General features: G+C 62.8%; 20 protein-coding genes, 1 tRNA gene and 4 pseudogenes. 12 read left to right on the plus strand and 13 right to left on the minus strand.

Annotated features, from left to right (window positions below; all coding sequences use genetic code 11):
* Nucleotides 1-18 precede the first annotated feature (18 nt).
* On the minus strand, nt 19-345 hold the full coding sequence (locus KPG66_RS10610) for an AzlD domain-containing protein (RefSeq protein ID WP_013436167.1): 327 nt from the start codon (nt 343-345) through the stop codon (nt 19-21).
* Nucleotides 342-1,097 carry an AzlC family ABC transporter permease gene (locus KPG66_RS10615; protein WP_083813465.1) on the minus strand — a complete coding sequence of 252 codons (756 nt, stop codon included), beginning with the start codon at nt 1,095-1,097 and terminating at the stop codon, nt 342-344. The genes KPG66_RS10610 and KPG66_RS10615 overlap by 4 nt, the downstream gene beginning before the upstream one ends.
* Before the next feature lie 310 nt (nt 1,098-1,407).
* Here KPG66_RS10615 and KPG66_RS10620 point away from each other — a divergent pair, with 310 nt between their 5' ends.
* The 6 genes from KPG66_RS10620 (at nt 1,408) to KPG66_RS10645 (ending at nt 5,884) form a co-directional block, all read left to right on the plus strand.
* Entirely contained in the window at nt 1,408-2,328 is a 921-nt protein-coding gene (locus KPG66_RS10620) for a branched-chain amino acid transaminase (protein WP_237070857.1), read from the plus strand.
* A 31-nt stretch (nt 2,329-2,359) separates the two neighbouring features.
* Entirely contained in the window at nt 2,360-2,554 is a 195-nt protein-coding gene (locus KPG66_RS10625) for a zinc-finger domain-containing protein (RefSeq protein WP_013436171.1), read from the plus strand.
* Between the two features lie 165 nt (nt 2,555-2,719).
* The gene (waaF, locus tag KPG66_RS10630; protein WP_237070884.1) at nt 2,720-3,745 is read left to right on the plus strand and encodes a lipopolysaccharide heptosyltransferase II; all 1,026 of its coding nucleotides are present in this window, start codon (nt 2,720-2,722) and stop codon (nt 3,743-3,745) included.
* 71 nt (nt 3,746-3,816) lie between these two features.
* A complete protein-coding gene (locus tag KPG66_RS10635; RefSeq protein ID WP_013436173.1) occupies nt 3,817-4,263 on the plus strand; it encodes a nuclear transport factor 2 family protein in 447 nt (148 codons plus the stop codon).
* On the plus strand, nt 4,241-5,254 hold the full coding sequence (locus tag KPG66_RS10640) for a hydrolase (RefSeq protein WP_237070858.1): 1,014 nt from the start codon (nt 4,241-4,243) through the stop codon (nt 5,252-5,254). The genes KPG66_RS10635 and KPG66_RS10640 overlap by 23 nt, the downstream gene beginning before the upstream one ends.
* Nucleotides 5,255-5,260: 6 nt before the next feature.
* Nucleotides 5,261-5,884, plus strand: coding sequence for a DUF2946 family protein (locus KPG66_RS10645; protein WP_013436175.1), 624 nt, complete (start codon nt 5,261-5,263; stop codon nt 5,882-5,884).
* Between the two features lie 31 nt (nt 5,885-5,915).
* On the opposite strand, the gene KPG66_RS10650 is transcribed toward KPG66_RS10645, so the two are convergent.
* Nucleotides 5,916-7,652 carry a M48 family metalloprotease gene (locus tag KPG66_RS10650; RefSeq protein WP_237070859.1) on the minus strand — a complete coding sequence of 579 codons (1,737 nt, stop codon included), beginning with the start codon at nt 7,650-7,652 and terminating at the stop codon, nt 5,916-5,918.
* A 264-nt stretch (nt 7,653-7,916) separates the two neighbouring features.
* Here KPG66_RS10650 and moaC point away from each other — a divergent pair, with 264 nt between their 5' ends.
* Nucleotides 7,917-8,396, plus strand: a complete 480-nt coding sequence (gene moaC, locus KPG66_RS10655; protein ID WP_041754463.1) for a cyclic pyranopterin monophosphate synthase MoaC — start codon at nt 7,917-7,919, stop codon at nt 8,394-8,396.
* 64 nt (nt 8,397-8,460) lie between these two features.
* On the opposite strand, the gene KPG66_RS10660 is transcribed toward moaC, so the two are convergent.
* Nucleotides 8,461-10,266, minus strand: coding sequence for a PglL family O-oligosaccharyltransferase (locus KPG66_RS10660; protein WP_041753815.1), 1,806 nt, complete (start codon nt 10,264-10,266; stop codon nt 8,461-8,463).
* A 160-nt stretch (nt 10,267-10,426) separates the two neighbouring features.
* On the opposite strand from KPG66_RS10660, the gene KPG66_RS10665 reads away from it, so the two are divergent.
* The gene (locus KPG66_RS10665; protein ID WP_013436179.1) at nt 10,427-11,005 is read left to right on the plus strand and encodes a pilin; all 579 of its coding nucleotides are present in this window, start codon (nt 10,427-10,429) and stop codon (nt 11,003-11,005) included.
* Nucleotides 11,006-11,256: 251 nt separating this feature from the next.
* On the opposite strand, the gene KPG66_RS10670 is transcribed toward KPG66_RS10665, so the two are convergent.
* The 6 genes and pseudogenes from KPG66_RS10670 to recA form a co-directional block, all read right to left on the minus strand.
* A complete protein-coding gene (locus KPG66_RS10670) occupies nt 11,257-11,751 on the minus strand; it encodes a YjbE family putative metal transport protein (protein WP_083813466.1) in 495 nt (164 codons plus the stop codon).
* Nucleotides 11,752-11,811: 60 nt separating this feature from the next.
* Nucleotides 11,812-12,693 (minus strand): succinate--CoA ligase subunit alpha, encoded by an 882-nt coding sequence (gene sucD / locus KPG66_RS10675; RefSeq protein ID WP_041754466.1) that lies wholly within the window; start codon nt 12,691-12,693, stop codon nt 11,812-11,814.
* Nucleotides 12,694-12,780: 87 nt separating this feature from the next.
* Nucleotides 12,781-13,947, minus strand: coding sequence for an ADP-forming succinate--CoA ligase subunit beta (sucC, locus tag KPG66_RS10680; RefSeq protein WP_237070860.1), 1,167 nt, complete (start codon nt 13,945-13,947; stop codon nt 12,781-12,783).
* Nucleotides 13,944-14,608: pseudogene (locus KPG66_RS10685) on the minus strand (DUF2889 domain-containing protein). The gene sucC and the pseudogene KPG66_RS10685 overlap by 4 nt, the downstream one beginning before the upstream one ends.
* A 158-nt stretch (nt 14,609-14,766) precedes the next feature.
* Nucleotides 14,767-15,225, minus strand: a pseudogene (gene recX, locus KPG66_RS10690) (recombination regulator RecX); the annotation flags it as partial.
* Nucleotides 15,226-15,249: 24 nt separating this feature from the next.
* A complete protein-coding gene (recA, locus tag KPG66_RS10695; protein ID WP_041754468.1) occupies nt 15,250-16,314 on the minus strand; it encodes a recombinase RecA in 1,065 nt (354 codons plus the stop codon).
* Nucleotides 16,315-16,636: 322 nt separating this feature from the next.
* Here recA and KPG66_RS10700 point away from each other — a divergent pair.
* Both KPG66_RS10700 and KPG66_RS10705 read left to right on the plus strand, forming a co-directional pair.
* Nucleotides 16,637-16,817 (plus strand): annotated as a pseudogene (locus KPG66_RS10700) (response regulator); the annotation flags it as partial.
* Between the two features lie 929 nt (nt 16,818-17,746).
* Nucleotides 17,747-17,823, plus strand: a tRNA-Met gene (locus KPG66_RS10705).
* 309 nt (nt 17,824-18,132) lie between these two features.
* Here the strand turns inward: KPG66_RS10705 and KPG66_RS10710 are convergent.
* The 3 genes and pseudogenes from KPG66_RS10710 to KPG66_RS10720 form a co-directional block, all read right to left on the minus strand.
* Nucleotides 18,133-18,558 (minus strand): type II toxin-antitoxin system VapC family toxin, encoded by a 426-nt coding sequence (locus KPG66_RS10710; protein ID WP_013436190.1) that lies wholly within the window; start codon nt 18,556-18,558, stop codon nt 18,133-18,135.
* Nucleotides 18,558-18,803, minus strand: a complete 246-nt coding sequence (locus KPG66_RS10715; RefSeq protein WP_041753817.1) for an AbrB/MazE/SpoVT family DNA-binding domain-containing protein — start codon at nt 18,801-18,803, stop codon at nt 18,558-18,560. The genes KPG66_RS10710 and KPG66_RS10715 overlap by 1 nt, the downstream gene beginning before the upstream one ends.
* Before the next feature lie 42 nt (nt 18,804-18,845).
* Nucleotides 18,846-19,070 (minus strand): annotated as a pseudogene (locus tag KPG66_RS10720) (preprotein translocase); the annotation flags it as partial.
* 133 nt (nt 19,071-19,203) lie between these two features.
* Here KPG66_RS10720 and KPG66_RS10725 point away from each other — a divergent pair.
* On the plus strand, nt 19,204-19,545 hold the full coding sequence (locus KPG66_RS10725; protein ID WP_237070862.1) for a hypothetical protein: 342 nt from the start codon (nt 19,204-19,206) through the stop codon (nt 19,543-19,545).
* A gap of 150 nt (nt 19,546-19,695) precedes the next feature.
* A complete protein-coding gene (ydiK, locus tag KPG66_RS10730; protein WP_013436194.1) occupies nt 19,696-20,787 on the plus strand; it encodes an AI-2E family transporter YdiK in 1,092 nt (363 codons plus the stop codon).
* Nucleotides 20,788-21,004: the final 217 nt, after the last annotated feature.

Below are 21,004 nucleotides of genomic sequence, written 5' to 3' on the forward strand. Positions count from 1 at the left end.
AGTGGGAACGGGGACCGATCAAGACCACCCTAACCGCAGCGCCGTGAACACCAACATCCCGACGACAATCGTCTGGACCATGCTCCGGCGCCACAGAAACCACAGCGTGCCGGCAACCGTGCCATACAATGCATGGTTGTCGAGCGCGAACGCTAGCCCTCGCGGCGTCATGGCGACATCCGGCACGACCACCGCAATCAGCGCCGCTGCAGGTGCATAACGCAATGCGCGCAGCACGCGCTCTGGCAACACGGTGCGCTCGCCGCCCAGCAGGAAAGCGGCGCGGGTCACGCCGGTGACGATCATCATGCCGACAATCGTGAGCCAAATCTCGGTCGAGTTCATTGCGACACCCTGCCGCCCTGTCCAGCGCGCCGCAATGCGCTCGCCGACCTGTTGCGCGCATAGGTGTCACTGGCGAGTCCCGCGAGCAGCGCGGCCAGGATCGCCAGCGGCAGCGACAGGCGGTATGGCATGTCAATGCTAACGAGTGCGACGATCGCCGCGATGACGACGGCCACCAGCGTCGAGCGGCCGACAATCGCCGACACCATGATCGGGATCAACGCGAGCGTACCCGCCAGGCTCAAGCCCCAGTCGTCTGGAAAAAGGCTAGCGAGCAGAATGCCGATGATCGAGGACGCCTGCCACATGATCCAGCTTGACGCCGCCATGCCCCAAAAAAACGCCTCCTTACCAGGCTCATACCCGGACTTGAAGCCGCGCGCCTGGAACAGCAGGTAGATCACGTCGCCGTTGAAATAGCCTAGCCACAGACGGCGCGGCATTGACAGGTACGAAAAATGGGGCGCCAGGCCGGCACTGAACACGATAAACCGCGTATTGATCATCGCCGCGGTCAGCAGCACAGTCCACATCGGCAGCTTCGCCGCGAGCAGCGGCAACACGGCCAGTTGCGAGGAGCCGGCATACACGAGCAGCGACATCCCGAGCGACTGCGGCACGGTCAGCACCGACTTGCTCATCGCGATGCCGGTCACCAGCCCCCAGGAGAACATTGCGGCAAAGGTCGGCGCACAGGTGCGCACGCCCTCGACAAAGGCGCGGCGGTCGACATCGGACAAACGCTGGAACATGGCAGCAACGATGAATTGAGTGGAGCGGGCTGGCGATCGGCGATTGCAGCGGCGACTCCCTCTAGGTAAGCACACGGATTATAAGACTGGCCCGGCCACGCATCCACCACCCATTGACGATCCGCTAACCGCTTTGTTGGACGCCGGCGGGCCACGGCACGGCACGCCACGAGAAACAGTGGCAGGTCACGGCAAGCGGTACGCCGTATGCGCGTCGGGACTCAAATTGGCGCTAAAATAACGTCCTTTGGCTGAGCCGTTGCGCGTTCCGTGCGGACGGCCAACGACAGACACTGCGAGGACAATCCCTATGTCAATGGCCGACCGCGATGGCAAGATTTGGATGGACGGCAAGCTGATCGACTGGCGCGACGCGAAGATCCATGTGCTGACGCACACGCTGCACTATGGAATGGGCGTATTCGAAGGGGTGCGTGCGTATCAGACTAGCGCAGGCCCCGCGATCTTCCGGTTGAAGGAGCATACGAGGCGCCTGTTCAACTCGGCAAAGATCTTCCAGATGGACGTGCCGTTCGACCAGGAAACGATCATCGCCGCGCAGCGCGACGTCGTGCGGGAAAACCAGCTCCAATCGTGCTACCTGCGCCCGATCATCTGGGTCGGCTCCGAGAAGCTCGGCGTGTCGGCGAAAGGCAACACGATCCATGTCGCGATCGCGGCATGGCCATGGGGGGCCTACCTCGGCGACGAAGGGCTGTCCAACGGCATTCGCGTGAAGACCTCGTCGTTCACGCGCCACCACGTCAACGTGTCGATGGTGCGCGCCAAGGCGTCGGGCTGGTACGTGAACTCGATCCTCGCCAACCAGGAGGCAGCCGCCGACGGCTACGACGAGGCGCTGCTGCTGGATGTGGACGGCTACGTGTCCGAGGGCTCCGGCGAGAACTTCTTCCTCGTCAACCACGGCAAGCTGTATACGCCGGACTTGTCGTCGTGCCTGGACGGCATCACGCGCGACACGATCATCACGCTGGCGAAAGACTTCGGCATCGAAGTCATCGAGAAGCGCATCACACGGGACGAGGTGTACACGGCGGACGAGGCGTTCTTTACCGGAACCGCGGCCGAAGTCACACCGATCCGCGAACTGGACAACCGCACGATCGGCGCCGGTCACCGCGGACCGGTCACCGAAAAGCTCCAGTGCGCGTTCTTCGATATCGTGTCGGGAAAAAACAAACAGTACGCGCACTGGCTGACCCAGGTCTGAGCCTGCCTCTTTCGAACCCAAGATCGACCCTATGAGCGAATTGAAGGAAATGCCGCTGATCGAACTCAGCGCGAAGGACATCCCCGCCTATTGCCCGAACCCGGCGATGCCCCGCTGGAGCGCGCATCCGCGTGTTTTCATCGACGTCACGCACGGCGAGGCGCGCTGCCCTTACTGCGGCACGCGCTATAAACTGCGCGACGGCGAGGTGCTCAAGGGCCATTGAGCCCAGCGCCACGCACCGGCGCAGGCTGGTCGTGAAAGCTGTCGCACCACGGTGCGACGGCCTTCGCGCGCAGTGTCTCCGTGTTGCCTCCCCCGCAATTGACCCGCTTCCGGCGCCCCAGGCAAGCGCCGGCCGAAGCGCTTTTTGACTGGAATTTCTGACTCGATGCGCCGTGCGCTCATAATCGCGCCCAATTGGATTGGCGACGCGTTGATGGCTCAGCCATTGTTCGCGCTGATCAAGCGACTGCACCCGCGGATCGTCCTCGATGCCGTCGCGCCCGCGTGGGTGGCGCCGGTGCTCGCGCGGATGCCAGAGATCCGCGAGATCCATTCGACTGACCTCGGGCATGGCAAGCTGCAGCTATGGCAGCGCTGGCAATTGGCCAGCGACCTGCGTGACGCCGGCTATGACGCAGCCTACGTGTTACCAAACTCGCTGAAATCAGCACTGGTTCCGTGGCTTGCCGGCATCCCGCTGCGCATCGGCTATACCGGCGAGAGCCGCTATATGCTGCTGAACGTGCGGCATCCGAATCCGCCGCGAGGTGAGCGAGCGCCGATGGTGGCGCATTACGCGGCGCTCGCCTACGCACCGGGCGCCAAGCTGCCGGCCGACTTGCCGCCGCCGCGACTGGAGATCGACTTGAACGAGCCGGTGCGCGTGTCGCACCGGTTCAATCTCGACACGCGGGTGCCACTGATCGCGTTCTGCCCCGGTGCCGAATACGGGCCGGCCAAGCGCTGGCCGCCGGAGCACTTCGCGGCACTGGCCCGGATGATCGGCCAGTCATTTCCGTACACGCAGATCGTCGCACTGGGCTCGCCCAAGGACAGCGCGGTCGCTCAGGCCATCGCGGACCGCGCACCAAACGTGCGCAACCTGTGCGGCCAGACGTCGCTCGGCGAAGCCTGTGCCCTGATCACGCGTGCGAGCGCGGTGGTGACCAACGATTCCGGCTTGATGCATGTGGCCTCCGCATTGCGCCGACCGCTCGTCGCGCTCTATGGATCGACCGACCCGCGACATACCCCGCCCCTGTCCGAGCTGGCGAAGGTACAATGGCTGCATCTCGAGTGCAGCCCGTGCTTCGCGCGCGAGTGCCCGCTCGGTCATCTGAATTGCCTGCGCGAGTTGTCCGCCGAACAGGTATTCGGCGACCTGCGCGGGATGCTGATCGCCAACCGCTGAACTGTGCCGGGGCGCGCCGCACTTGCCGCGCAAAACGAGCGCCCCGCCAGGACCGAACCCATCGACGCGCCATGCCACGTTTCGCCCGCCTTTTCGACGCCGCCGCCGACGCGCTCAACGCGTACTATCAAGCTATTGCCGACGCGAACCTGGATCATGCGATGAGCCTGTGGATCGACGAGGAATTCGCCAGCTGCATCTGCGCGGACGGCGCGCATATGCATGGCCTTGGCGAAATCCGCGACGGGCTGGCGAAGCAGTTTGAGGCGGCCCGCGTGACGATCGAGCCGGTCGACATCCGCGTCCACGACAGCCTGAGCACCGTGGTCTACGCAATCGCCGAGGCACACCGTCCGGCCGACCAGACCGAGCCCGCGACGATGGTGTTCTCGACCTATGTGCTCGTGCACGAGCGCGGTGAATGGCGAATCGCCCATATCCACGCGAGCCCGATGCCAGACAAGGCTGCCGGCCAGTTCGCCGCGAAGATGCGCCATGGACAGGGTTCGCTACACTGAGCGCTCGTCGAGAGCGGCCCACCTCGATTTGATCTACCGGCCGCCCCGCTGGCTACCGAATGCCCATATCCAGACGATCGTGCCGGCGCTGCTCGCGCGCGCGCCACGAGTCGCCTACCGGCGCGAGCGATGGACCACGCCAGATGGCGATTTCATCGAGTTGGATTGGCTCGATACCGCCGGGCAGGCGCAAAATGCGCCGCTCGTCGTGCTGTTCCATGGCTTAGAGGGCAGTTCCGACAGCCATTACGCGCGCACGTTGATGGCGGCCGTCGCACTGCAAGGCTGGCGCGGCGTGGTCCCGCATTTTCGCAGCTGCAGCGGCCCGATCAATCTGGCGCCGCGTTTCTACCATCTGGGCGACAGCGCCGAAATGGACTGGATTCTGCGCCGCTTGCGCGACGTGCACGCGGGCCCGCTACTCGTTACCGGCGTGTCGCTGGGCGGCAACGTGCTGCTGCGCTGGCTCGGCGAACGGCGTGAGGACGCTGGCAGACGGGTCGATGCCGCGGCTGCCATCAGCGCGCCGCTGGACCCGAGCGTAGGCGGTGTCGCGCTGTCCAGTGGCTTCAACCTACTGTACACACGTAATTTCCTGCGCACGCTCAAGCGCAAGGCTATCATCAAGGCGCAACAATATCCCGGCCTATTCGACATCACCGCCACGCTGCAGGCGCGCAACTTCCGGGCGTTCGACGACATCGTCACCGCGCCGCTGCACGGCTTTCGCGACGTGGACGACTACTGGAAGCGTGCAGCGTCTAAGCCGCTGCTGCGCGAGATCACGGTGCCAACGCTGCTGCTCAACGCACGCAACGACCCATTTCTGCCCGCGCATGCGCTACCAGCAGCACGCGACGTGTCGGCGGCCGTCGAACTGGAGCAACCGGAATACGGCGGCCATGTCGGTTTCATGACGGGGCCATTCCCAGGACGCATCGAGTGGCTGGCACGGCGCGTGCTCGACTATTTCCACCCCTACGCTCGGTGACTCGCGATGGATGAAATCGTCAAGAAAGCACTAGCTAAATGGCCCGATGTCCCGCACTGCACCGGCTGGCTGCTGCTGGACAGGCGCGGCAACTGGCGCATGCGCGATGAAGCGGCGCAGGCGAACGGCGAACCAGGCACGCCGATCCGGCACTCGGCGCTGCTCGGCTTCATCAATCGCAACTACCAGAGCGACAAAGATGGTCAGTGGTACTTCCAGAATGGGCCACAGCGAGTCTACGTCGAACTGGCGTACACGCCTTATGTCGTTAGGATGTCCAAGAACGAGGATTTGTCTAAAGCGTTGCACGGCGACGTGCTGACGCTGCGCGACCATACCGGGGCACCGTTCGTGCCTTGCGCGTGTTACCTCGACGATGCCGGCGGCGTATTGTTCATCGATGATGGCGCACCGGCCCGGGTCGCAGTGCTACACGATCATGACCTGGCGCTCTTCTCCGAGCACATCGATTTCGATGAGGACGGGCAGCCGCATACGTTCGTCTGGCGCCCACATGTGCCGTTGCGAATCCAGCCCATCGACCGCGTCGATGTACCGGCGCGTTTTCATTTCGAGCCCAGCCCCGCCGCCGCGGTCGCAACAACGCGCCCTGCCGACCCCATAGCGTGAGCGTGCGGCAGGACGCCCGCCTGCCGACTCGCTACCCGCGAAGCTTGTCGTCGTCCCGCTCTTCCCGATAGCACTCCTCGAATTGCCGCAGCCGCGCGGTGATCGTCGACATGTCGTAGTATGACGCACCCCGCGTATCGCGCGCCTGCCTGAGTTGGCGGATCGCCGATGGCCACGCGCCGTCGAGCGCCAGCGTCTCTGCTTGCGCGCGGCGCTGCTGGACCGTGTCACCCAGCGCGGCGCTGGCTTGCGCCAAATAGCGCCACCATTCGCTGTACTGCGGCTCCGCGGCCGCCTGCGCCCGTGCCAACGCCTGAGCGTCGGCGTACCGGCGCGCGGCGATCATCGCCTGCAAATACGCGTCGATCGCCGCGTGCGAAGCCGGACTGCGGCGCCGCGCCCGTTCGGCGTCGCGCAGCGCATCGTCCAGCCGTCCAGCGCGGCGGGCGATTTCCGAGTCCAGTACGTCCAGGCTGACCGTGGACGACATGCCATCCGGCTGCGCCGATTGCACTGCGTCGAATGCCGCTCGCGCACGGCGCAACGAAGCCTGCGCGGACGCATAGTGGGCCTGCAGCATTTGCGCCAGCGCGATGCCATACCAGTTCGCCGCCACACTCGGCGCGCTCTGGCCATCGATCTGCGCCCGCAGGCGCTGCTCGATATCCGCAAGCTCGCTTGCCGACTTGTTTTGCAGCACCCGCGCGCGCGCCTGCACAAATACGTACTCCGGCGACTGCCGCGGCTGGCGATACGCTGCATGGCGAGCCCGGTCCGCCATGTCGGCGATCCGCTCCCCGGTCAGCGGGTGCGTTCGCGCGTAGGGCGGCACGCCGACATCTGCGACCGTGCCACGCTCCATGCGCTCGAAGAACGATGGCATTCCATACGGGTCGAAGCCCGCGCCTTCCAGCATCATGAAGCCGACGCGATCCGCCTCGCGCTCGGCGGTGCGCGAAAACCGCAACTGATTGTCAACGGCGAACGCCTGTCCGCCGATCGCCACCGCCGAGCCCAGATCCGCGCTGTGGGCCAGCACGCCAGCAAGCACACCAAACAACATGCCGGCGATCGCCGCATAGCTGTTGCGCTCGCTGATCATGATCATCCGCGCGATATGCCGTTGCAGCACGTGGCCCATCTCGTGGCCGACTACTGACGCCAGCTCCGATTCGGTACGTGTCGCGACGATCAAGCCCGTGTTCATCCCGATGAAGCCACCCGGCATCGAGAACGCATTGATCTGCGTGTCACGCACCGAGAACAGGTCGAAATCCGGCACGTAGCCACCGATGTAGCGCTCGCGGGCCGCGGCCGCGAGCCGTGAAGCGACTGAGTTCAAATAGTCCCGCACCAGCCAGTCGCCCAGGTAGTCGGGGTCATGCCGCACCTTGCGCATCACCCGCTCGCCAAGCTTGCGCTCAGCCTGCGGCGACAACGAACCGCCTGAGCCATCGCCAAGGCTGGGCAGCGAGTGCACGTGCGGCCCATAGGACGTACCTGTGAACCTCGACGTACCTGGGCGCTCGACGCCGCCCGCATTGCCGCGATACACGCCGAAGACGTCGCTTAGCGAATCGCAATAGCGCGAATCATATTGCCCAGCATCACGGTCCGCTGCGCTGACCACTGGATTGGCCGGCGTGCCGGTGGACACCCGCACGCCGGCCCGCACGGTGTCGGGCACGCCAGATGGCTGAGCGCTCGGCAGCCGCGGCCAAACCAGCGCAAAGATGACGGACAACGCAATAAGACGTTTGATCTGCATGACTTGGTCAGGACGTTCTGGCACACGGCTGCGAAATGGCAGCACCCGTTCGGCCACCGCACCACCATGAATCCACGTAGGCCCGGGCGCCGCGGTGCTCGTGCGCGCGCGTGCCACTGTTATGATACCGGGATGCCTGCGGGCCTCGGTGAATCGCTATTGCACGCCGAGGCGCCGCGAACCGGACCAGCCTTCTGTGGATCGGCGAGCCGCCGCAAGCCGCATACCGCCGCTGTCCAGCAACGATACCGTGCCGTCACTATCATGTCAGAACTTACCCATTTCGATGCATCCGGCCAGGCGCAGATGGTCAACGTCGGCGACAAGGATGCAACCCGCCGTGTCGCGATTGCGCGTGGCGCAATCACGATGCGCGCGGAAACACTGACGCTCATCCGCGAAGGCCGCGCCACCAAGGGCGACGTGCTCGGCGTCGCGCGTATCGCGGCGATTCAAGGCGCCAAGCGCACATCCGACTTGATTCCGCTGTGCCACCCGCTCGCGCTGACCCGCGTGAGCGTCGACTTCACCCTAGACGAAACGCCAGCGGCCGTGCACTGCACCGTCCGCGTCGAGACGATCAGCCGCACCGGCGTCGAAATGGAAGCGCTCACGGCAGCGCAGATCGGCCTGCTGACCGTCTACGACATGTGCAAGGCCGTGGATCGCGGCATGACGATCACCGACGTGAAGCTGCTCGAGAAGCACGGCGGCAAGTCCGGGAGTTGGGTGGCGGGAGAATAGGCACAGCTGGGACGGCGAATCCCATCAAACGGGTCCCGCGCTAAGGCGGGACCGGCCATACCGATCATTCCCCACTGTCTTCGCCGTCCTCCGGCGGCGCCGCCGGCATGATCCCATAGCGGGCGACAAGCGCCTGCTTGAATGGCGCAAGCACACTGCCTGCATCGTCACACGCACGATACACTGCGGCAAGCTGCGCCGGCCAATCCTTCAACATGTCTGCAAACACCTTCAGCCGACGCATGGTCTGCAGCGCGCCATCGGTGTCGCCAGCGATCGCCTGCAGCACCGCATACCGCCGCACCACGGTTTCTCCAGGCAACAGAGCCATCGCCTGACGGTGCATCGCCAGCTTCTTGTCGAGGTCGGTCTTATCCAATGGCAACAATGTCGCGAAACCATATTCGCCCCATGCGGAAAATAGCACCGCCGGATCGGCCCGGTATTGCTCATAGGGATTCGAGCCGTAATACAGCACTTCCGAGCGCGCATAGTCGCGCTGGATCGGGTACAACGCGACGAGACCGGCCAATACCAGCGCGCCCTGCCCTCCCCGGGCGGCGGCGGGCGCCGCCCGCAGCGGCGAGGTTTCCAGCAGTCCAATCACGAACCACGCCGGCAGCAGGAAGAACATGTACTGCTGCGGATACTCGACCAGCGCGTGCATCAACAGGATGCCGATCAGCGCAACGCCGAATACCCGTTCGATCCGCTCACCACCGCGCAGAACGCGCACGAACCACAGCAGCAGCCCCACTACGGCGATCGCCAGTCCGAGTGCACCGGTCTTAGCCAGCAGGTCGATCACGATGTTATGGGAATTGTTCGCGATCTCAACGCTGCCGAGCTTGTCGACGAGTTCGTATTGAATGCGCGGAAATTCGCCCCAGCCAACGCCGAACCACGGGTGCATGTCGAACATCGCGAGCCCGTATTTCCAGAGCGCCAATCGCGGCGCAATCTGGCCAGCATCCTGGAACCGTTCGGCGGCGGACTGACCCAAATTCAGATTGAAAGACGCATTGGCCCAGCGCGTCGCGAGATTGACGGCGATGAAAATGACCAGCAGCAACACCGGTGTCATCCAGTCGCGCAGCGAACGCCAGGTGTCGTGGCGTTCACCATAAGAAGAGACGCGACTGCGACGCGCTTCAAACGCCATCCATGCCCCCGCTAGCACGATGACACCGGTTTGCAACCAGGGGCCGCGCGAAACCGTCAATGCCTGACCGGCTGTATAGACCACCGACAACACGATCCATACCGGGTAGCGTAACCGTCGCTGCTGAACCAGATATAGCGCCGCGGCCAGCGCAAACGCGATGTACGTCGCCAAATGGTTCGCCTGCGCCATGTTGCCGAACGGCCGCCGCCCTATCTGCACGTGGTAGCTGACCACGAAAGGCGCCACGCGGTTTTCCAAATGAAATAGTTGGACGAATTGACAAAACACTGCGAATACGCCACCTGCCAGCAGCGCGTACGCTATCACATTGAACGCGCGTTGCATCGAACCGAGGCAACTGATCCAGTACCCCGTCTGCGTCGCCATCAACGCGGCGAGCAGGAACCCGCCGCCGAGCAGGTTCATCGATGGCTGAACGGTATCGATGATGAACGGCTGCGCGAACAACAACGCGCCGAACAGCAGCGGCACGAGCGCCACCCGCGGCGCATCGATCGCCGCGCGCTCACCGGACGCAAACACCCACGCGAAAATCGATGCCCCGACCAGCAAGTACAACGCGAGCGCCGAGTACTCAGCGTAGAAGGTCGGGATCGGATACGTATGTAACGTGACCGCGTACGGCAGGATCCAGGCCAGGATAAGAAAGCCAAACGTGAGCAATCGCGACAACGATACGGGCATGGCAGGTTGGACTCGAGGAAACCGGCGCACTATACAAAAATTCCGCACCGCTGTGGCGATGCATTGGCTATTTAGCTGACTACAGCTGGCTCATCCTGTTGCGCACAATTTATCGGACCGCGTTCGATTCCCGAAGCGGCCCCTAGTAAGGAGCGCACCGATGACTGCATCGACCCGCCAGAAGCCCGACGATTCTGACCGCCCCGCGGTACGGGGACCAACACCGTCATGCGCGGCATTCACGCTAGTGGAGCTCATGATCGTACTGGCGATCGTTGGCGTCGTCGCGTCATTTGCGCTCCCAGCCTACCGCGACTATCTGACTCGCAGCCGGGTTGGCGAGGGCCTGTCGTTGGCCGCGCCAGCGCGGCTGGCCGTGGCAGAAAATGCCGTGGCGGGCGCGCAACGGCTTGGCAGCGGCTATGCACGACCGCCGGCGACGCGTAACGTGGAATCGATCGACATCGACGACAAAACGGGGGCCATCACGATCCACTATACCTCCCTAGTCGCCCCATCCGGCGAAAACACGCTCGTGCTGATGCCGTCGACATCCGACGATCTGGACGCATCCCATGCCCAAGTATCCATTAGCAGCAACCGCAGCGGCACAGGCACACTGACCTGGGAATGCTTCGCCGCAGGCAAGACCACTTCGTCGCTTCCGATTCCCGGGCCAGTGCCCGACCCAAGCCCGACGCTGCCGGCCCGTTTTGCGCCGCCGGAGTGCCGTGCGTGAGCCGCATCCAGGTTCGCATGTCGCGGCGCATCGGCACGCTGGGCGTGGCGACATCGCAGTGCCGCCATCGGTATGCTGGGCATGGTGGCATCGAAGGGCCGGTACCGGTGCACCGGACCTGCGAGCATCGTCATGCCGTGGACAAGTGTCAGCGTTGCGCGGTTGCCATTGGAGCTACGCCCATGAACGACACCGGCAGCGTCGTGATGGAGTGCCGGGCCGCGTTGGCTGCCGCGTCCCGTGTCCGCGCGTCAGCGAGCACGCACCGCCGTGCCATGCCGGCTACGGCGTTTCAGCCACCCGCCGGTCCCGATCACGGTCAGCGCACCGACGACGCTGGCGACGTAGTGATACGCTTGCATACCGTTGCCAAACAACCTCGCCACAAGGGGATCACCGATGACCAGGCCGCCGGCGATCCAGCCGAGCAACGCGGCACCGAGTGGGACGATCGCCGGGAAACGATCCAACAGCTTGAGCACCAGCGTGCTACCCCATACGATCAACGGCACACTCAACAGCAAGCCAAAGACCACCAGCCCCAGCCGATGCTCCAATGCAGCCGCATCGGCCGCGCCGGCTATCGCGATCACGTTGTCCAAGCTCATCACGAAATCGGCGACGATAATGGTGCGCACGGCCGCCCACAGCTTGTCCGCGGCCTTGACGCTGCCATGCGCATCCGACTGCGGCTGCATCAGCTTGATGCCAACCCACAGCAACAGCAGGCCGCCAAAAAGACACAGCCGGCCACCGCGTCGCGGTGGCCGGCTGTGCCGGTAGTAATGCGTGCGTGTCGGCGCCGCTTACAGCACCGACTTCAACAAGCGACCCATCTCAGATGGGTTCTTCGTTACCTTGATGCCGCACGACTCCATGATCTCAAGCTTCGCTTCGGCGGTATCGGCACCGCCCGAGATCAATGCGCCAGCGTGACCCATCCGCTTGCCAGGGGGCGCCGTCACGCCGGCGATGAAGCCCACGACCGGCTTCTTCATGTTGTCCTTGATCCAGTACGACGCATTCGCCTCGTCCGGGCCGCCGATTTCACCGATCATGATGACCGCATCCGTATCCGGATCGTCGTTGAACATCTTCATCACGTCGATGTGCTTCAGACCGTTAATCGGGTCGCCGCCGATCCCGACAGCCGACGATTGACCCAAGCCAAGGGCGGTCAGCTGGGCGACCGCCTCATACGTCAGCGTACCCGAGCGGGAGACGACACCGATACGACCCTTCTTGTGGATATGACCAGGCATGATGCCGATCTTCAACTCGTCGGGCGTGATCACACCCGGGCAGTTCGGCCCGAGCAGCAACGTCTTGCGGTTCTCGCGGCGCATCCGGTCACGCACCTCGATCATGTCCCGGACCGGAATGCCTTCGGTGATGCAGATCGCCAGGTCCAGGTCGGCTTCGACTGCTTCCCAGATTGCCGCAGCAGCACCAGCCGGCGGCACGTAAATCACCGACACGGTCGCACCGGTCTGTGCCTTGGCTTCCTTGACGCTGCCAAAAATCGGAATGCCCTCAAAGTCCTCACCGGCTTTCTTTGGATTCACACCCGCGACATAGGCAGCGCGACCATTCGCGTACTCGCGACAGGCGCGCGTATGAAACTGGCCGGTCTTGCCGGTAATACCCTGCGTGATGACCTTCGTATCTTTGTTGATCAGAATCGACATGTAATGACCTCTTTCGTTCGGCGCCGCAGTTCGCGCAAAGCGCGGTGGCAACGACACCATGCGTATCCTCGAAGTGAGCGCGGCGGCTTACTTGCCTTCGGCTGCGGCGACGACCTTCTGCGCGGCTTCTTCCATGCTGTCCGCGGAAATAATTGGCAACCCGGAGTCGGCGAGCATCTTCTTGCCGAGGTCCTCGTTGGTACCCTTCATCCGCACGACCAGCGGAACTTGCAGGTGCACCGCCTTCGATGCCGCGATCACGCCCTCGGCGATCACATCGCAACGCATGATCCCACCGAAGATGTTCACAAGGATGGCCTTCAGGTTCGGGTTCTTCAGCATCAGCTTGAACGCTTCGGTCACTTTCTCGGTCGTCGCACCACCGCCGACATCGAGGAAGTTCGCCGGTTCGCCACCGAACAACTTGATCGTATCCATCGTCGCCATCGCCAAGCCGGCACCATTGACCAGACAGCCGATGTTGCCATCAAGGGAGATGTAGGCGAGATCAAACTTCGATGCCTCGATTTCGGCCGGATCCTCTTCGTCGAGGTCGCGGTAGGCAACGATCTCCGAGTGACGGAACAGCGCGTTCGAATCGAAGTTGAACTTTGCGTCCAACGCGATTACCTTGCCGTCGCCGGTCAGGATCAACGGGTTGATTTCGGCCAGCGATGCGTCCGTTTCCCAGAATGCCTTGTACAGTCCATGCAGGTTCGCACGGGCCTGCGCGAGCGATGCCTCCGGCACGCCGATTTTTTTGGCGATCTCGTCTGCTTCAGCGTCCTGCAAGCCCTTAGCCGGATCGACCGCAACCTTATGGATCAACTCGGGCGTCTTCGCGGCCACTTCCTCGATGTCCATGCCGCCTTCGCTGGAGGCCATCAGCACAACCTTTTGCGAGATACGGTCGACGACGAGACCGACATACAGTTCCTTCTTGATGTCCGCGCCTTCTTCGATCAGCAGCCGGTTAACCTTTTGCCCTTCGGGGCCGGTCTGGTGCGTCTTGAGCTGCATGCCGAGGATCTGGTTCGAATACTCACGCACCTGATCCAGCGATTTCGCGACCTTGACGCCACCGCCCTTGCCACGGCCACCAGCATGGATCTGGGCCTTCACCACCCAGACCGAGCCGCCAAGCTCCTCGGCCACCTTGACGGCTTCGTCTACCGAAAACGCGGGCTTGCCGCGCGGCACCGTGACCCCGAATTTGCGCAGGATCTCTTTACCCTGGTACTCGTGAATCTTCATGCGTGATTCCCTTCAGTCTGAGAGTTGGAATGAATATCGCTGTGTGCGGCGCTTGGCGCGGCTTCGCGCACGACGCGGCACGGCGCGGCGCGGACTTCACGCGGCGCGTGGCCATACCAGCGCGGATAGAATTGCGTGACCACGGGCCGTCAAGCTTCAACGCGTGGCAGCGATCAAGCTGAAACGGCATCGCATCGCCGGCTGCGTCCGTGTCTGACGCGCCTGTCTGCGACACCTCGCCGACGCAAGCCTGGCTGGCTGCGCTCGGCGATAGCACGCGCAAATCGGTCAGATGCGTACAGCCCGCCGCCTCACCAAGACGCTCAGTGACGGCATGCCAGAGCCCACGACGCAGGTCCAATCCAATCAATGCGCGATCGCTTGGATTGGCGTCTTCGCAATGCCCCGGATAAGAAACCCATTTCACCGCCGGCGACTGCGCATCGACGACATTCATCTGACGATCAATCGTCACCCGCAGCCGAAGTTCTTGGATAGGTAGCCCGGCCGGCCTAACACCGGTGGCGATTTGCGTGTCACGCACGTTGCAATCGGTCAGGCATGCTTCGATGTCCCACAAGCCGTCTTCGCGCTCGAACGCTTGCACGTCAATCGCACGGCGATGACGCGCCCGACGAGGAGCAGAGGGAGGGAGCGGCATGGAAAGGGTTACGGCCGGATGGAAAACCCAGCGATTTTAGCATACCGGTCCAACGGCCTGACGACATCCGCGCGCCCACCCCGGAACGCGCTTCACCGCCACGAACGCATAGGCGAAGCGCAACATACCGCGTAACACGACGCGGTCTACGCGGACCGTCATTCATCGCCGGCTTCGTCGTCGATCCCGCTGACGAGTCGCGAAACCACCGCGCGGGAAAAGCCGCGGGCGGCCAAGAAACGCGCCTGCTTGGCACGCTCGGCCGACGACTGCGCGACGTGGCCCTGAAATTTCTTTTGCCACACCGCTTTCGCCCGTTCCCATTCGGTTTCCCGTAATTGATTGCCGATGTCGTCCAACAGGTCGCCATGCAACGCGTGCCGCTTCAACTCACCAACGATCCGGGCCGCGCCGAATCGGGACGCGCGGCGATGCACGACACTTTCGGCAAACCGACTGTCAGACAGCCAGCCGTCCCGCTCGAGTGCATCGAGAATCGGCTCGATATTGTCGCCTTCCTGGGCGTCGCGCTTGAGCTTCGCAGTCAGTTCGGCACGACTGTAATCCCGGCGTGACAAATACCTCAACGCGCGCCCCTTCAGGCTTGGCGCGGGGCGCGGGCACTTCGCGCGCACTTCGCGTTACGCTTGTCCGCCCTCGGCGGCTACCGCGCCGGCCGGCATCGCCACGACACCGAGCGACTCGCGGACGCGATTTTCGATCTCGCGCGCAAGATCCGGATTTTCGCGCAGGAATTCCCGCGCATTGTCCTTGCCCTGGCCGATCTTCTCACCGTTGTAGCTATACCAGGCACCCGCCTTCTCGACAATCTTCGCCTGGACGCCAAGATCGATGATTTCACCGTGTCGCGAAATCCCCTCACCATACAAGATGTCGAAAATCGCCTCGCGGAACGGTGGCGACACTTTGTTTTTGACCACCTTAACCCGCGTTTCGTTACCGATGACTTCGTCGTTCTTCTTGATCGAGCCGATCCGACGGATATCGAGCCGAACCGACGCGTAAAACTTCAACGCATTGCCTCCGGTGGTAGTTTCCGGGTTGCCGAACATCACACCGATCTTCATGCGAATCTGGTTAATGAAGATGACCAGGCAATTGGTCCGCTTGATCGTGCCGGTCAGCTTGCGCAGTGCCTGCGACATCAGTCGCGCCTGCAGGCCGGGCAGTGAATCGCCCATTTCACCTTCGATTTCGGCCTTCGGCACGAGCGCGGCCACTGAGTCGATGACGATCATGTCAATCGACCCCGAGCGCACGAGTGCATCAGCGATTTCCAGTGCCTGCTCGCCAGTATCAGGCTGAGAAATCAGCAGTTCCGACGCGTTGACACCCAGCTTGGACGCGTACTGGACATCGAGCGCGTGTTCCGCGTCGATGAACGCGCAGGTGCCGCCGATTTTCTGCATCTCAGCGATCACCTGCAGCGTAAGCGTCGTCTTGCCGGACGATTCCGGCCCGTAGATCTCGACGACACGGCCACGCGGCAGTCCACCGACGCCTAGCGCGATGTCCAAGCCGAGTGAGCCAGTCGATACGACTTGAATGTCTTCGACTGCCTCGCCATGGCCAAGCCGCATGATCGACCCCTTGCCGAACTGCTTCTCGATCTGCGACAGCGCGGCAGCCAGTGCCTTGCTCTTCTCCGCAGTCAGTCCAGTTGAGCCTTTCTTGCTTTCTTCCATGAATCGTCCTTTGCTATGATGAGCGGCAGTCTGTTGCCGAAGCGGCACGCCTCGCATCGTGGCCATTCCGGTCATCCCCGGATGACACCGCTGCCCGCGCCAACGCGCGGCTCCAGATACTGTATAAAAAAACAGTGTTGTTTGCAAGCGCGAAATACACGCATCCGTTACGCAAATGGCATGCCTGTTCCCGCTGCGTGCCGCGCCCTTGAAGCAGGGCCGGTGCGTATGGCGCCGGACACCGCTTGTCGTTGCAATATGCACGATAAGGAGACGCCGGAAAGGGGGGACAGGTTTGCGCCGCCGGCACTAAAACACGCCCCTGCGCATGCTCATTGCCGAATGATGACAGCATACTCGCGGATGGCCTGATCCGATCACTCCGCCATTCGGGCTATGCGGTCGATTACGCCAAGACGGGGATCGAGGCCGACGTTGCCCTGTCGATGCAATCGCTCGACCTGCTGATCCTCGATCTCGGACTGCCACGCATGAGCGGGCTCAGAGCGCCATTCACGTAGCGAGGCACCCGCACGCGCCGCTTGCCGTAGTGAGCCCGTGCACTCGGCTGGGATCTGCAATTTGAGCCGCCACCCGAACATCACGCAGTTGTCGTTGCCCACGACGCGCTCGTGGTGTTCGCACAAAACGCTGCTGGTGCATGCCGAAGGCCCGCTCTGAACCCCCATGAGCCTGCGGCCAATAGGCCGCAATGTGCTCCAATGTACTCGATACCCGTAGCGCCAGCGCTCGTCCAATTGCGTCCCTGTGTTCGCATCGACCTTCTCGCCGGCTTGGGACGTATGGAAATAGTGGCTGCCTCGGTCGGTATAAAGCGCGCAAAACAAGCCATAGCGGGCAATCGTTTGCCCCACCCAGTGGAAGCTGGAGGCCGCGCCCTCCTCGTCGCAGAAGAACATCGACAGATGCTCACCGGTCGCATCGTCCATCGTGTCCACCTAGTCCCACTCCTGCCCAGGCACCCATTCACGAGCACTGGCGTGCTGGTGCACCAGCATCCCGCGCAGTGGCGCGCGATCACTTTGCCACGGGCCTTGGCGCGGTTGACCTCGCCCGCTTGCTGCAACGGGTTCTTCGCCTAGGTATAGCTGCGCGTACCGCCATGCTCACGTTGGTACCCGCTGTGAAATTGCCTCACGTTCCAGCCGGTGTAGAGCTGTGCCGCCTCGGCCTGTGTGAGTCGCGTGTTCTGCCAATGAGCCGCTTATCCTGCCAGTCGCTGTAGACCTCTTCGAATCTCATTTTCCGGGTTTTCTGTCACCAATGTGCCCGACCTACGAGTGGCTCCATACGACACTCAAAACCGGGCACATTACGTGCTAAGGACCCGGACAGTTCACGTGCTCACGACAGGAAAACGCGAAAATCGTTGACAATTCGTCTAGGCATGCCCATAATCCGGGGTTCTTTCGGCGAATTAGCTCAGTCGGTTAGAGCGACGGAATCATAATCCGCAGGTCCGGGGTTCGAGTCCCTGATTCGCCACCAAATAAGTCAAAGGGTTACAGTGCTTCTTGCCTGTAACCCTTTTTCGCTTCTAGTGCGTATCACCATCTGTAACCGGATTTCATCAATCGCAGTTCGCGGCGGGACCCGATGATGCAGCGGAAGATCGGAAAGGTCGCGCCGCCTGCATGATTGGATTGCGCACCTCATCGGAGCGTACCACCGGTTTCCAAAGCCCCGTTCCAGGAAACCACAGTGGAAACCGTGCCCGCCAGCCGTTGTCGGTGGTCAGGCGGAGCAGGTGTGGGCGCAACTGTGCCCGCGGCTTTGCCTGATACCGTCAGGCGGCGGTCAAAACATCACCGGCTTTATCTTCATCCGCTTAGCATTGCGTGCCAGCACGTCGTCAAGCGTTGCCATGCCCTTGGCTTTGGCATCGAGGGCCGCCGCGAGGTGGAGGGCATCGCCAGCGCGCAGGCCGGTTGCCGCGTCCAGCGTCAACACGGCCGCCCGGTGGAACGTGGGCGGGTCTACCAGCAGTAACTGCAAATCACTGGCGCACAGGCGCTCAAATGCCTGCCACGCGGTCGCGCTTTGTTCGCCAGTGATTTGGGCTGTCCGCTGCTTGATGCCCAATGCACTGGCAAATTCGGTCACGCACCAGGCAGCGGAAGCCAATTCCTCGTTACAGCCGGCGTACCACCGCGCGACAGCGGCACTTTTGGGCTCATTCACGCAAAGCGCCACCAGTACGCTCGTATCGACGTACATCATCATCAGTAACGTGCTCCGCGACGCAACTCCTCCATGACGGATTCAGTCATCGGCATGGCGGCGCGGGATTTTTCCAGTTCACGTCCAAAGGCTTGCCGGTCCCACCTGGCGGCACGAAGGTAGAGGCCGCCATCGATGGTAAGGCTCGCCTGCACATGGTCACCTTCCTTGATGCCAATGCGCCGCACGTAGTCGGCGGGAATGCGCAGCGCAAGGCTATTACCCCATTTTGCTACCTGCAGGTTCATATGCGCTCCATTGATATACATCGACGTTTATACATTATAGCGCTATTTGACGTCCTGCAATCCCCGTGGGGCTTGCTTCGGCTTGAGGCCAATGCCGGCCTGTTCCAACATCCACGCTTTAATCTTGTCGTGCCATGCGCGCAGCAGGGCCAGCGGATAGCGGCGGTAATGCTTCTCAGCAATGGCGGACGGCCTATGCTCCATGATTGGGGCCACGATGCCCACCGGCATCTCGCACCACTCGGCGAGTGTACCGAACGAGCGGCACTGTTCGCTCGCTAACCTTCGCGGAACCGATTTCGCCCGGTATCGGAACCGGCGCCGCGATGCCGGCCGGGCGGAAAACACGATTCGACTCGAGCTGGCGATCGTTTCCCGTCTCTTCGACCACTCGCAAAGAATGAGGCATGGAGGCGGATGGGCCGAACAGCGCACTGGCGGGCGAATTTCGCTGGCGTCAACCATTGCAGCGCAGAATGTGCGCCTGAAGTCCAACATCATTCATCTGAGTCGACAACATGGTCGAGATCTGGAAGGTGAGGCGGTATCAGCGCCGCTCGGCCTCGCAATGCGTCATGGAACCTGGTCCGCCGCGTTGCTGCTGGCCAGCGCCACGCACGCGCAGCCGAACTGCACGGACGCGGTCAAACAGATGTGCCTGGACGCGTTAACCGTCGCGCGCATGAAAAGGCTTAATGGCTATCTCCATTGCCAGTTGAAATCACGGCTGTCGCAACCGTGATGCCACACCGGCCATAAGCACACGTTTTTTCGCCATCGCACGGAACATGCACGCGCGAACCGGGCTCGATCCGTTGCAGTCCCTACGCACGCCGCACCGGGCGCAACATACCGGGCGCAGCATATCAATCACGCTGGAGGTATCAACGGTATGAACTATTCGCAAGCGCAAACAGACATCGCGCGAGCTTTGTTGATCATTTTTATTTTGTCGCTGCTGATCGGGGGCAGCCTGTACATCATGAGCCCGTTCCTGCCTGCGCTGATCTGGGCCACGATGATCGTCGTAGCAACGTGGCCGCTGATGCGCGGCGCGCAGGAGCGGCTCGGCGGACGACGCGGCCGGGCTACTGCGTTGATGCTGGCCGCCTTGTTGATCGTCATCGCGTTGCCACTGTATGGCGCGGTGGTGGCCATCGCGGCTCACGCTGATACGATTCTGCAATACGCCCGTGCCCTGCCGGACTACCGGCCCGCGCCGCCACCGGCTTGGTTGCACGAGGTGCCGCTGATCGGCGAGCGCATCACCTCGGCATGGCAACGGCTCACCCACGCTGGCGTCGACGGCCTGCTGGAATTCGTTGCCCCTTACGCGGACACCGGCGCGAAATGGATGGTGTCGCACGCAACCGCGGTCGGTGGCGTACTCATACATCTGCTGTTGACGCTCATCCTATGCGGAGTGTTGTACATGCATGGCGAAACAGCCGCAGGGGCCGTGCGACGCTTTGCCTATCGCCTTGCTGACGAGCGCGGTACGGCCGCGGTGCGTCTGGCCGGCCAGGCCATCCGCGCTGTCGCGCTGGGCATCGTCGTGACCGCGGCCGTGCAATCGGCGCTGGCTGGTCTGGGGCTGTTCGCCGCCGGGATACCCGGCGCGGGCATGGTATGCGCGATCACCCTCATCCTGTGCCTGGCGCAGATCGGTCCGCTGCTGCCGTTGATCGGCGCAGCAATCTGGCTGTTCTACCAGGATGCGACTATCGCCGGAGTCGCCATGCTCGTTTGGGCGTTCGTCGTTTCTAGTCTCGACAATGTCATACGTCCGCCGCTGATCCAGCGCGGCGTGGATCTGCCGATGCTGTTAGTGTTGGCCGGCGTGGTCGGTGGACTGATCGCATTTGGCATCGTCGGACTGTTCATCGGGCCGGTCATTCTGGCCGTCACCTACAAGCTGATGCACGCTTGGATCGACGAGCAAGCCAAGGCCGTGTCCCGCCCCGCTCGCCAAGAACGAGCATAGCCGTAACGGCGCGGATGTCCGCGCCGCACGACGAGCAACGGACTCGTGAGCCGCGCTGGCCATCCCCATTAATCAGTTTGCCCCCTGCCCTGCGCGGAACGGCACGGTTTCCGATGTCATGACGTCGCCGCTGTCGCTGGTCACGGCGACGAGACCAACTGAGCCTGCCGCACGTGCGGCGACAAGTCTTCACGTCGCATTGTTGAGACGCAATCGG

The organism is Mycetohabitans sp. B2 (assembly GCF_021733735.1).
Taxonomy (GTDB): Bacteria; Pseudomonadota; Gammaproteobacteria; order Burkholderiales; family Burkholderiaceae; genus Mycetohabitans; species Mycetohabitans rhizoxinica.